The sequence below is a fragment of the Butyrivibrio sp. M55 genome (genome assembly GCF_900116865.1).
In the GTDB taxonomy this organism is placed as follows: Bacteria; Bacillota; Clostridia; order Lachnospirales; family Lachnospiraceae; genus Butyrivibrio.
Window position 1 is genome coordinate 13,162 of sequence record NZ_FPCD01000001.1, and the last position, 12,319, is coordinate 25,480.

Annotated in this window: 11 protein-coding genes; 9 read left to right on the top strand and 2 right to left on the bottom strand. The window is 42.0% G+C overall.

Annotation, left to right across the window (positions count from 1 at the left end; genetic code table 11):
* Positions 1 to 223: 223 nt before the first annotated feature.
* Both BM398_RS00075 and BM398_RS00080 read left to right on the top strand, forming a co-directional pair.
* Complete coding sequence (locus BM398_RS00075) at positions 224 to 718, top strand: low molecular weight protein-tyrosine-phosphatase (RefSeq protein ID WP_092335905.1); 495 nt, start codon at positions 224 to 226, stop codon at positions 716 to 718.
* Positions 719 to 749: 31 nt separating this feature from the next.
* Complete coding sequence (locus tag BM398_RS00080) at positions 750 to 2,114, top strand: MATE family efflux transporter (RefSeq protein ID WP_092335906.1); 1,365 nt, start codon at positions 750 to 752, stop codon at positions 2,112 to 2,114.
* Here BM398_RS00080 and BM398_RS00085 read toward each other — a convergent pair.
* Both BM398_RS00085 and BM398_RS00090 read right to left on the bottom strand, forming a co-directional pair.
* Positions 2,111 to 2,443, bottom strand: a complete 333-nt coding sequence (locus BM398_RS00085) for a YolD-like family protein (RefSeq protein WP_092335907.1) — start codon at positions 2,441 to 2,443, stop codon at positions 2,111 to 2,113. The two genes, BM398_RS00080 and BM398_RS00085, sit on opposite strands and share 4 nt — an antisense overlap.
* 51 nt (positions 2,444 to 2,494) lie before the next feature.
* Positions 2,495 to 3,760: a Y-family DNA polymerase gene (locus BM398_RS00090; protein WP_092335908.1), complete on the bottom strand. Its 1,266-nt coding sequence runs from the start codon at positions 3,758 to 3,760 to the stop codon at positions 2,495 to 2,497.
* 184 nt (positions 3,761 to 3,944) lie between these two features.
* On the opposite strand from BM398_RS00090, the gene BM398_RS00095 reads away from it, so the two are divergent.
* The 7 genes from BM398_RS00095 (at position 3,945) to BM398_RS00125 (ending at position 12,312) form a co-directional block, all read left to right on the top strand.
* On the top strand, positions 3,945 to 5,522 hold the full coding sequence (locus BM398_RS00095; protein WP_092335909.1) for a helicase HerA-like domain-containing protein: 1,578 nt from the start codon (positions 3,945 to 3,947) through the stop codon (positions 5,520 to 5,522).
* Positions 5,523 to 5,799: 277 nt separating this feature from the next.
* Positions 5,800 to 6,726, top strand: coding sequence for a hypothetical protein (locus BM398_RS00100; protein WP_092335910.1), 927 nt, complete (start codon positions 5,800 to 5,802; stop codon positions 6,724 to 6,726).
* Positions 6,727 to 7,167: 441 nt separating this feature from the next.
* Entirely contained in the window at positions 7,168 to 7,932 is a 765-nt protein-coding gene (locus tag BM398_RS00105) for a flagellin (protein WP_092335911.1), read from the top strand.
* A 349-nt stretch (positions 7,933 to 8,281) separates the two neighbouring features.
* Complete coding sequence (locus BM398_RS00110; RefSeq protein WP_026654626.1) at positions 8,282 to 9,208, top strand: ABC transporter permease; 927 nt, start codon at positions 8,282 to 8,284, stop codon at positions 9,206 to 9,208.
* Positions 9,209 to 9,225: 17 nt separating this feature from the next.
* A complete protein-coding gene (locus tag BM398_RS00115; RefSeq protein WP_092335912.1) occupies positions 9,226 to 10,284 on the top strand; it encodes an ABC transporter permease in 1,059 nt (352 codons plus the stop codon).
* A gap of 49 nt (positions 10,285 to 10,333) precedes the next feature.
* Positions 10,334 to 11,323, top strand: a complete 990-nt coding sequence (locus tag BM398_RS00120; RefSeq protein ID WP_026666898.1) for an ABC transporter ATP-binding protein — start codon at positions 10,334 to 10,336, stop codon at positions 11,321 to 11,323.
* The gene (locus tag BM398_RS00125; RefSeq protein ID WP_092335913.1) at positions 11,320 to 12,312 is read left to right on the top strand and encodes an ABC transporter ATP-binding protein; all 993 of its coding nucleotides are present in this window, start codon (positions 11,320 to 11,322) and stop codon (positions 12,310 to 12,312) included. Before BM398_RS00120 ends, BM398_RS00125 begins: the two co-directional genes overlap by 4 nt.
* The last annotated feature ends 7 nt before the right edge of the window (positions 12,313 to 12,319 follow it).

Below are 12,319 nucleotides of genomic sequence, written 5' to 3' on the forward strand. Positions count from 1 at the left end.
ATAGGTGAGCGGCAAATGTCAGGAAAATAAGCAATGGTCTAAAACGAAAATTTGAGACCAATTTAGACCAATATTTAGACCATTTGAAGGAAAAAGCATACCGAGATAAGCCGAAATAAGCCGAGATACAGTCAAAATGCCAGGATATTGACAAATGCAGTAAACAAGCCAAAAACCGAGATAAATCAAGGTAAAACCGAGATAAATTAGGAGCAAAAAAGTTATGATTAGAGTGCTATTCATCTGCCACGGCAACATATGCCGTTCTCCTATGGCAGAGTTTGTATTAAAAGATATGGTGAAAAAACGCGGGCTTGAAGATGAGTTCTACATCGAATCCGCAGCGACAAGCACGGAGGAAATCTGGCACGGAGTAGGTAATCCCGTGTATCCGCCGGCTAGGGCTAAGCTTAGAGAGCATGGAATTGGAACTTCTGATAATGAGCTTGGTGTTAGTGAGAAGAGAGCCAGGCAGACTGTGTGCGGCGACTATGAGAAGTTCGACTATATAATAGGTATGGATAGCGCCAATATGAGAAATATGCAGAGGATATATGGCGGAGATCCTGAAAACAAAGTGTACAAGATGCTGGATTTTGCGGGAAGAAGCGCTGATGTGGCAGATCCCTGGTATACGGGTAATTTCGATGCTACATGGAACGACGTTGTTGATGGTTGCAACGGTCTTATTTCCAAAGTTATAGGAGCAACAACATAAAAATTATCGCTTACATGGAAGAGGATGCTCGATGAAAAAGGCAGGAAATACAGTTATAGATGAAAATACACCGCTTCTGGTATTGGCAGGCCCCATGTTTTTGGAGCTTTTGCTGAATACGATGCTACATAACGTCGATACTGTCATGCTAAGTCATTTTGATGAATATGCTGTCGGAGCGGTGGGCAATGCAAACACTATCATGTTTATGATGATCATTCTTTTCAACATCATTGCAACGGCTACAAGTGTAGTTGTTGCGCAGTATCTCGGTGCTAAGATGTATGACCGGATGAACATGATATATACGCTTTCGATTGTTGTAAATCTGGTATTGGGAATCGGGCTCAGTGCGGCGTTTTGTGCTGCAAATCCGTTTATTATGGATTTTCTTCATGTGTCGCCCGAGATGCGTCCGTTCTCAATGACATATATTTATATTGTCGGAGGCGCAGGTTTTCTGATGGCGGTTTCCAATGTTATGCTCCAGATTCTGCGCTGTAACGGATATACCAAGATAGGCATGTGGGTTACGTTTGGCATAAATATCGTCAACATTGTCGGAAATTATTGCTTCCTTTACGGACCACTTAAGTTTTTGAATATGGGCGTTGCCGGTGTGGCGATATCTACAGTGGTGGCAAGGCTTTTGTCTGTGGTAGCGCTTATTGTTTTCTTCTATGTGACAAAAACAGGAAGGATTTCCCTTCGCTATTTGATAACGTTTCCGATGAAACTGCTCTTAAAAATGGTAAGGATAGGCCTTCCTTCTGCGGGTGAGAACCTTACATACAATCTTTATCAGACAACACTTCTTTCCTTTATTAATGCGATGGGAAATGATGCGGTTAATGCAAGGGCATATTGCAATACGCTTATTTCCTTTGCGATGATCTTCTCGAATGCTTCTGCGATGTCAACGCAGATAATCACCGGGCATCTGGTAGGTGCGGGAAAGACTGAAGAGGCATATAAAAGAGTGTTCAAAACGCTTAAGACTTCTATGCCTATCACGATAGCACTGGCATGTATCAACGCGATTCTTTGCGGATATACGTTGCGTATATTTACGGATAACCTCAATATAATCGCTCTTGGCAGGACGATAATGATCGTAGACATATTTGTTGAGACGGGACGTTGCCTTAATATGACATTTGTCAGCAGTCTCAAGGCTGCCGGGGCTTATATATTCCCGTTTATAGCCGGAGTTTTGTGTAACTGGGGACTTGGTCTTACGGTGGGATATACGGTCGGAGTTGTGCTTGGACTGGGCGTTGCCGGAATCTTCATAGGAACGGCAACAGATGAATGTATCAGAGGCCTGATAGTTATGTACTATTGGTATAAGAAGAAATGGCTTGGAAAATCCGTGGTGAGTCGTAGCGTGGACTAGGGCATATAGCGGGGGCTGTTTTCTTCAAATTCAATATCGAGAATATCATCAAATTTTATCTTGGTATTTACAATCTGAAGTATTCTTGCTACTTCATCAAAGCGGGCGACCATACCTGTTACTTGAAGGTATTCACCTTTATTAAAGTAGACACATGTTAAAATTAATCCCTTTCTAATGTTATGCATTTTCTTATCGAGTTCTTCGGCCATTTCGTCGGAGAGCTCGATTTTTGGTACTTTTATTTTTTCTTTTGCCAAAAGAGCTTCATCAAGTCCCTTAACAGCCTGAAAAGGCAGGAACTGAGCGGCTCTTTTATCCATGGACATTTTTTGCCTCATTTATATATCCTCTGATGAAAACTTGATTCAATCCTCAACTTACGCTTTGTGGCCGCCAATCTGATTATTCCTGTCTCTGGTTGTGGCGCCTTCTTCAAAGTTAAGTCCCTTTAATATTGCGTTTTTACCGAATTTATTCTTTATCTCAAGAACTGCCTTTTGCATGCGTCTGTCGCGCTCGAGGTCGGCGGGAGATACGAAGAAGGAGTACTGAGTATATTCTTCGGGAATGACGTTGTTTGCAACGACGTACATTCTGCGGACAAGATACAGTGGATTGACAATCTGTTTGTAGAGGTCGGCAATTCCGGGAATCAGAAGCATTGATGCATTGGTCTCGGTATCGAGCGAAAATGTGCCTTTCGCTGAAGGAATCGGCGTTCCTTTGGCATATCCGACCATAAGGGAAAAGGATTTACTGACAAGTCCTTTGTCGACCATATCAAGACACATCACATCCATCATTTCTTTTGCTATGATAAGTCCTTTTTCATAGCTGTAATCGCTCATAAGGACCTGCCCCTGGCTGAGGGAATGGGAAGAAGAGCTGTAGGCTTTGATGTCGCTTATCGTAACCGGCTCGCGCCCCCACGCGTGGTCTATAAGGAGTTCGGCATTTACGCCAAAAAGTTTGTAGAGAAGATTCTCATCGCCGTTTGCAATGTCTCTCATTGTGAGCATTCCGTATGTGGCAAGGCGGTTTGCGATACCTTTTCCGATGCGCCAGAAGTCGGTGAGCGGTCTGTGATCCCACAAGGTCTCGCGAAAGCTCTTTTCATCAAGTTCTCCGATAAAATCGGGGGAGTGTTTGGCTGTGATATCAAGAGCTATCTTGGCCAGAAAGAGGTTGCTTCCGATTCCGCAAGTGGCGCGGATTTTTAAGTTTTTGTCTATGTCATCCATTATCTGCCGGCCGAGCTGCTTGGCGGTCATATGGTAGAGGTTTAGGTATTCCGTGACATCCATGAACGCTTCGTCGACGGAGTAGACGTGAATATCGTCCTTGGAAATGTACTTAAGGTAGATTGCGTATACTTCGGCGGAGTAATCGAGGTATTTCTGCATTCTGGGAACAGCCATGATGTAGTCGATATTTTTGGGTATCTCAAATACACGGCATCTGTTGTGGACGCCGAGGGCTTTCATGGCCGGTGATATGGCAAGACATATCGTCTTGTCGGAACGCTTGGGGTCTGCCACAACAAGGCGGGTTGTCATAACATCAAGGCCTCTTTCCGCGCATTCAACCGATGCGTAGAAAGATTTGAGATCTATGCAGATGTAAGTTCTTTCTTTTCCTACCATGAGATAATAGTACAGAACAAACGTTCTTGTGTCAAGCGATGTATCAGATTAAAAACGATATACCGCTCCATTTGTTAACATGAAGCCGAAGGCTTGAAATAGGGATTTGGACTTGAGGTGCCATCGTGTTATAATAACCAAAATGGCCAATTGCTATTAATTGAATATGTAAGAGGAGGGGACTATGTTAAAAGACGGAAAGATTTGGATCGCCAACACAGAAGACGGAAAAAATGTATTTCTTTTGCCCAAGATGGCTAACAGGCACGGACTTGTAGCCGGTGCTACGGGAACGGGAAAAACGGTAACGCTTAAAGTTTTGGCGGAATCATTCAGTGACATGGGAGTCCCCGTATTTCTTGCAGATGTTAAGGGCGACCTTTCCGGAATGGTGTGCGAGGGCGCGGATTCTGAAGATATGCAAAAGAGAATCCAGAAATTTGGACTTGCTGAAGCGGGCTTTAAATATCAGAAGTATCCTGCGACATTTTGGGATGTTTTTGGAGAAAAAGGAATACCGCTCAGGACGACAATCTCGGAGATGGGACCGCTTCTTTTGGCCAGAATATTGGGGCTTAACGACCTTCAGAGAGATATTCTCTCGATTGCATTTAAGATTGCGGATGACAACAACCTTCTGCTTATCGATACCAAGGACTTAAAGGCAATGCTCAACTATATCTCCGATAATAACAAGGAGTTTGCGGCTGACTACGGAAATATCAGTAAGGTTTCCGTGGCTGCTATCGTAAGAGCGGTGGTATCGCTTGAGATTGCAGGGGGCGACAAGTTCTTTTTCGAACCCGCACTTAATATAAGGGACTGGTTCACAACAGGAAGCGACGGCAAAGGAATGATCAACATTCTGGATAGCACAAGCCTTATAAACAACGGCACTTTGTACGCGACGTTCCTTCTGTGGATGCTTTCGGAGCTTTTTGAGACGCTTCCCGAAGTTGGTGACCTTGATAAGCCCAAGATGGTGTTCTTTTTTGACGAGGCACACCTTCTGTTTGCGGATACGCCAAAGCCTCTGATGGATAAGATTGAGCAGGTGGTTAAGCTCATTCGTTCCAAGGGAGTCGGTATCTATTTTGTAACGCAGAACCCGAGGGATATTCCGGACGGTGTTCTTGCACAGCTTGGAAATAAGATCCAGCATGCGCTTCATGCATATACGCCGGCTGATATGAAGGCGGTCAAAGCAGCAGCCGATTCTTTTAGAGAGAATCCGGAGTTTAAGACGGAAGACGTGATTCAGGAGCTTGGAACGGGTGAAGCAATATGTTCGTTCCTTGCAGAAGACGGTACGCCGACTGTGTGTGAGAGGGTTAAGATTCTTCCTCCTCAGAGTAAGTTTGGCGGAATTGATGATTCAGTCAGGGAAAAAGAGATCAAGGGTAGCATTTTGTACAGCAAGTATTATGAGCCCGAAGATCCCGATTCTGCGTATGAGTTCCTTGAGCGTAAGGGAATCGCCGATGCGGAAGAAGCTGCCAAGTTAAAGGCTGAAGCAGAAGCAGCGAAGGCAAAAGAAAAAGAGGATGCCGCAGCAGCAAAGAAGAAAGAAAAAGAAGAAGCCGCTGCTGAAAGAAAGAGAAAACAGACGGCTAAGACAATAGGAAATTCAGTAGTTGGAACGGTCGGAAGAGAAGTTGGCAAGACTGTCGGAGGGAAGTTTGGTAAATTCGGAAAGACTCTCGGCGGAAACCTTGGTGCCAGCCTCGGAAGAGGGATTTTATCAACATTATTTAAGTCATAATTTAGAGAACTCACACAAATGGAGAGCGTTTTTTATTTGATGGGAATTTCCTATCAAATAAAAAAGCGCCTTCGAATCCGAAAGACGCATTGTTTTTGGGAGGAGGGGTTGCTGGTGGGGAAACCGGCAACCCGTGTATGAAAAAAAGTATTGTTGGGGGTTCAGAAGGTATGTTCTTCTGACAGTTTTTATGATACAGCCCAACTGTTGCCAAATTGTGTCAGAACTCTAAAAGATATATAACGTATTATTAAATAAGTATTGGAGTAAAATAAAAATGTCAGGAAATAATCTAAACAGAAGAGATGCGCATATCCCCAGAGACCGGGACGGATACGGAGGAGGCGATGAATATAGAGAAATAGAGCGATATGAAGACGAATTCAATGAATACAGCGATGATTTCAGCGACAGATATCGTGATGACGACAGATACAGAGATGACTACCGTGATGACTATAGAGACGACGACTACAGAGATGATTACCGCGACGACTATAGAGACAGGGATGACTATAGGGACAGAGACGATTACAGAGATGACTATCGCGACGACTATAGAGACGGAGACGGCTACAGAGACAGAGACGATTACAGGGATGATTACAGAGACGGCTACGATGGCGATGGCAGGGATCGTTACAGGGATGATGATTATGACAGAGACCGTTATGATGATGAAGACCCTGGTATATACAGAAATCGCGGCAGCTATAGAAAAGAAGTCGGAGATATCGATCGCTACAGGGATATAGACAGGAATAAAGAAGATATGGGAAGAGGAAAGAAAAACACTTACATTCCGAGAGACAGAAACAAATTTGTTTTCGGAAAGTTTATCTTTACACTGATGGTTGTTTGCCTTGTTTTGATGATGTTTATCAAGGTTGCGCTTCCGAAGCTTGTTAAGAAGGCAAAGAAAGCAGCAGCAGATAAGGCAGTTGAAATCATGTATGACAATGTTGAGAAGATCGCGGGAAAGAATCCCAAGGTAAAAGAAGCACTGGAATCAATGTCTGAAGAAGATAAAGAGAAGGTGAGCGAGATAGTTGCGGAGCACATGGATGCCGAAACTATGACAGATGTCATGGAATACGTGAATAAGAATGATCAGGCCGGACTCGTTGAATATGCGGCAAAGAATTTTTCACCCGAAGAGATGAACGAGTTCAAAGACCTTTATGAAAAATATGGCGATAAGTAATAATGATCAGTAAAAAGAAAAAGAGCTTGCGGCGGTTTATTTAACCGGTCGCAAGCTAATTTTTTAATTTGTATAAAAAATATCCCTAACACGCAAAAACACCCACGGGGGGACGTGAGTGCCTGCGATTTTCTTATGAGGGGGAGATAGTGATTAGCTCTACAGATTAGAGCAAACTTACATCACTAACTTAATAATAACTATATACTAAAATTGTGTTCAAAAAGTGAAAAAATCCGACTTTTTTTGAAAAAATTTCTAAGCCAGTATCCATCGGGGTTTTTATCTTTTTTGAAATCATTATTTCAATTTTAATTGGAAATTTCGGTAATTCTGTTTCATTTTTACGAATTTGTCATCGAAATTGTATAGATTTTTTTTACGATAATGCTACTATATGTTCAAGAAATTGTTTTTTTGCACTTATAAAAGGAGGTTTATATGAGTAGCGTATCATCTGTCAGCGGATCGGGTTATTCGTCATACTCTGTTATTGCTAATGGCGGAACCTATGTCAGGGCTGCTCAAGGGGCGTCAGAACTTGCAATGCAGGAGAGAACCAAACAGCAGGTGGGTGGACTCGAAGCGGGTTCTGAGAATCTCACATCAGCCAGATCGGCACTTAAGGTCGAAGACGGTGCTATGGGAGAAGTTACCGGGTATCTACAGTCGATCAGGGAATTGTCTGTAAAGGCAATGAACGGAACGATGTCGGACAGTGACAAGAAATCCATTCAGGATCAGATCGATCAGTACAAAAAAGGTATTGAAGATATTGCAAACAATACCACGTACAACGAGAAGAAACTATTAGACGGAACAGCTAAGGATATGACGGTTGCATCTGATGCAAACGGATCATCCGAGACTATATCAGGCTACAATATGACACTTGAATCCCTTGGTATAAAGGACTTTGATGTCACCAAGGATTTTGACCTTAAAGATGTGGACAAGGCTCTTGATAAGCTTTCGGATTCAAGGACCGGAGCGGGAGCTAAGACAAACGGAGTTGAGTATTCTCTTTCATATAATTCTCATGCAGCATTGGAACTTGATGGTTTCCAGATGGACAAAGAGGAGAAAAACAGCGTGGATGCTTACCAGCAGCTTAAGACAAAGCAGGCGCTGGATGCTTACAAAACAACGCTTCAGAAGAAGCAGCAGGATGACGAAGAGCGCAAATCTATGATGCTTTTCGCATAATTTCAAGTTTACATAAATACAAAAACGTTAAATCTGTCCGTGTATTGCGGACAGATGTTTTTTTGTCACAGATGGTTGATATATATTAATCACTTTCATATACTTTTGAGCGAATTTAATCAATCTACTTGACATAAGTTTGGTATTTATTTATCATAATTTTTGCTTGCACGTATTATTTACATAAATACGTGTATATCAAGGTGATAGAACGATACAATGGCGTACGGGCAAGTATGTCGTTGTATTTTTTTTTGTGATTTAACGTGGTGCAGTGCTAATGTTATGAACGAAACATCTTGATAACAATTTTTACATTTATATTTTTAGAGAGACAGGTTGGAGAATTATGAACACAAAGACACTGATGTACATTCTAAAGAGGATTTTGCTTGCAGTTGTTACAGTATGGGTGGTTATAACAGTTACATTTTTTGTAATGCATGCAGTTCCCGGTGGCCCCTTCGTGGGAGAGAAAGCCGTAACCCCGGCGGTTCAGGCGGCTATGGAAGCTAAGTATGGTTTGGATAAGCCTCTTAGCGAACAATATTTTACTTATCTTAAGGACATCACAAGATTAGATTTTGGTCCTTCACTTAAGAGCAGAGGTCGTTATGTAACAGACATGATCTTTGATGGAATGAAAACTTCTATCAAGCTCGGTGTTATAGCAGCATTCATTGCACTTGCTTTTGGTGTTGTATTCGGCGCTATAGCAGCTCTTAGAAGAAACAAGATTATCGACAGAATAATCATGGTAATCACAACGGCATTTGTATCAATGCCATCATTCATTATGGGTTCTTTGTTACTTGTTGTATTTTCTACAAAGCTTGGATGGTTGCCGGCTAACGGAGCACAGAAGAACGGACTTATTCTTCCTATAATCACGTTGTCGCTTTATCCGATGGCTTATATAACAAGACTTACAAGATCGTCAATGCTTGAAGTTCTTGGTCAGGACTATATCAGAACCGCTAAGGCCAAGGGTGTTTCGGGCGTCAAGATAATCTTTGGACATGCGCTGAAAAATTCGCTTATTCCAGTCATCACATATTTTGGACCTATGCTTGCATACATCGTAACAGGTTCACTTGTAGTAGAGCAGATCTTTGCTGTTCCCGGAATCGGAAGAGCTTTCGTAAACAGCATCACGGGTCGTGATTATCCGCTCGTTATGGGAACAACGATCGTACTTGCTACACTTATCGTAATAATGAACCTTATCGGCGATATTATGTATAAGATTGTCGATCCTCGTATTACATTAGAATGATTGGAGATATTTCAGACATGGATAATAAGATATTAAGCGCACAGGTTAATATGGATGATTTCATTCCTGCAACCGAAGAAGAAAAAGAATATATGGTGCAGATGCGCCCTTCATCAACATTTTTTAAGGATAGCGTTAAGAGACTTCTTAAAAATAAGGTCGCAACTGTTTGTTTCTTTATAATAATATTAATTACATTGGCAGCAATTTTCATTCCTATGTTTTGGCCTTATTCATACGATCAGGCTCTCGGAGTTATTCCCGGTAAGCCGGTTGATAACACATTCAACGATCTTGCACCGTTTGAATATGGTAAGGCAGAGCTTAAGAGAATTGAAAAAGGAGAGAGCGTTGTTCCTCACATTTTCGGAACAGATGCTCAGGGACGTGACTATTTCATAAGAGTAGTTTACGGAACACGTATTTCTCTTGCTGTTGGATTTTTTGCAAGTATCATCGTTCTTATAATAGGTATGACTATCGGAGCTGTGGCAGGTTATGCCGGCGGCAAAGTCGACCTTATTATCATGAGAATTGTCGATATTATTTATTCACTTCCTGACATGCTGATGGTTATCCTTCTTTCATCGGTACTTAAGGTTGTTCTTGAGGGAGCACTTGATGGAACTGTGCTTTCCAAGATTGGTTCCAACATCATAAGCTTGTTCCTTGTCTTTGGTGTACTTTACTGGGTATCAATGGCAAGACTTATCAGAGGACAGATCTTGTCTCTCAGAGAACAGGAATATGTACTTGCTTCACAGGCGGCCGGAGCAAAAGGAAAGTGGATTATCTTAAAACATCTCATTCCTAACTGCTTTTCGGTTATAATTATATCAACAGCACTTCAGATTCCCAGTGCGATATTTACAGAGAGCTATCTTTCATTCCTGGGACTTGGTGTAAATGCTCCCATGCCTTCATTGGGATCACTTGCTTCAGATGCGCTTAACGGAATCAATTCATATCCTTACAGATTGGTATTCCCTGCGCTTGTTATTTCACTCATCGTTTTGTCTCTCAATCTTTTCGGTGACGGACTTCGCGATGCGTTCGATCCTAAGCTTGATACTTGATGTGACAAAGTTTTTTACAGTAGACAATATTATGTGGAGATTTTAAAAGATGAGTTTATTAGAAGTTAAAGATCTGCATACCTCATTTTTTACCGACGCCGGAGAGGTTAAGGCAGTTAATGGCGTATCATTTTATTTAGATAGAGGAAAAGTCCTCGGAATAGTAGGAGAGTCAGGTTCCGGAAAATCTGTAACGGCATATTCGATCATGCAGATTCTTGCAGGAGCCGGCAAAATTGTTTCAGGCTCAATAAAGCTTGACGGACAGGAACTTGTTGGTTCAGGTGAGAAAGTTATGAAGACCGTTCGTGGAAATAAGGTTTCAATTATTTTCCAGGATCCCATGACATCACTTAACCCTACATATACAATCGGTCATCAGCTTATGGAGGCAATTCTTCTCCATACTGACAGAAACAGAGAGCAGGCTAAAGAGCGTGCTATCGAGATGCTCAAGCTCGTTAATGTAAACGAACCTGAGAAGAGAATGAATCAGTATCCGTATGAGTTTTCAGGCGGAATGAGACAGCGTGTTATGATCGCTATGGCACTTGCGTGCGAACCCGACATTCTTATCGCTGACGAGCCTACAACAGCTCTTGATGTAACAATTCAGGCTCAGATCCTTGATCTTATGAAGTCACTTCAGAAAGAGCTCGGAATGGCTATTATCATGATCACACATGACCTTGGTGTTGTTGCACAGATGTGTGATGAAGTTATTGTAATGTATGCAGGATCAATATGTGAGCAGGGTACAGCAGATGAGATATTCTACAATCCCCGCCATGAATATACAAAAGGGTTACTTCGCTCAATCCCTACAGAGGGAAAGGAAGGCAAAAAGTTAGAGCCTATCACAGGTACACCTATTGACCTTCTCAATATGCCTAAAGGATGTCCTTTTGCACCTAGATGTGACGCTGCTATGAAAATCTGTCTTCGTGAGAGAGCAGAACGTATGCAGATCAATGATGATCATGCAGCATGTTGCTGGATGAATGTTAAGAAGCAGATGGAAGGCGGTGAACCACAGTGAGCGAAAATATCAATAATGAAAAAAATCTCGTTGAAATAAAACATTTAAAAGAGTACTTTAATATTAATGTAGGATTTTTTAAATCAAAGTATTTAAAAGCCGTTGATGATGTTTCATTTACAATAAAGAAGGGTGAAACACTCGGTCTCGTAGGTGAGTCCGGATGCGGTAAGACTACAGTTGGAAGAACAATATTAAACTTATATAAGCCTACAGCCGGAGAAATCTGGTACGACGGTAAGCTTATTAAGACAAAGAGTGATATCAAGGAATTCAGAAAAAAGGCAACAATGGTATTCCAGGATCCATATTCATCATTGAATCCCAGAATGACTGTTTCCGATATTATCGGAGAGCCTCTTGACATTCACAAGCTTTATGATACAAAGGAAGAGAGAAGAGAGCGTATTCTTGAGCTCATGAACTATGTAGGTCTTAACAGTGAGCATGCTTCAAGATATGCGCATGAGTTCTCAGGCGGACAGAGACAGAGAATTGGTATTGCAAGATCTCTTTCCGTAAACCCTGAGTTTATAGTCTGCGATGAGCCTGTATCCGCTCTGGACGTTTCAATCCAGGCACAGGTTATAAATATGTTTGATGAGCTTCAGGATAAACTTGGACTTACATACTTGTTTATCGCTCATGACCTCTTGGTTGTAAGACATATTAGTGACAGAATAGCGGTTATGTACCTCGGTAAGATGGTTGAGCTTGCAGATGCTGATGAGATCTACTTGCATCCGCTTCATCCATACAGTAAGTCTCTTCTTTCCGCGGTTCCTATTCCTGATCCTAAGATTGCAAGAGCAAACCAGAGAATTGTACTTTCGGGTGATATCCCAAGTCCTCTCAATGCTCCTTCAGGATGTCCTTTCCGTACCAGATGCCCTTATGCAAAAGCAGATTGTGCAGAGAGTATGCCTGAATTTAAGGAAGTTAGCAAAGGTCACTTTGTTGCGTGTCATCATGTAGAAGACGCCAACTAAATGATAT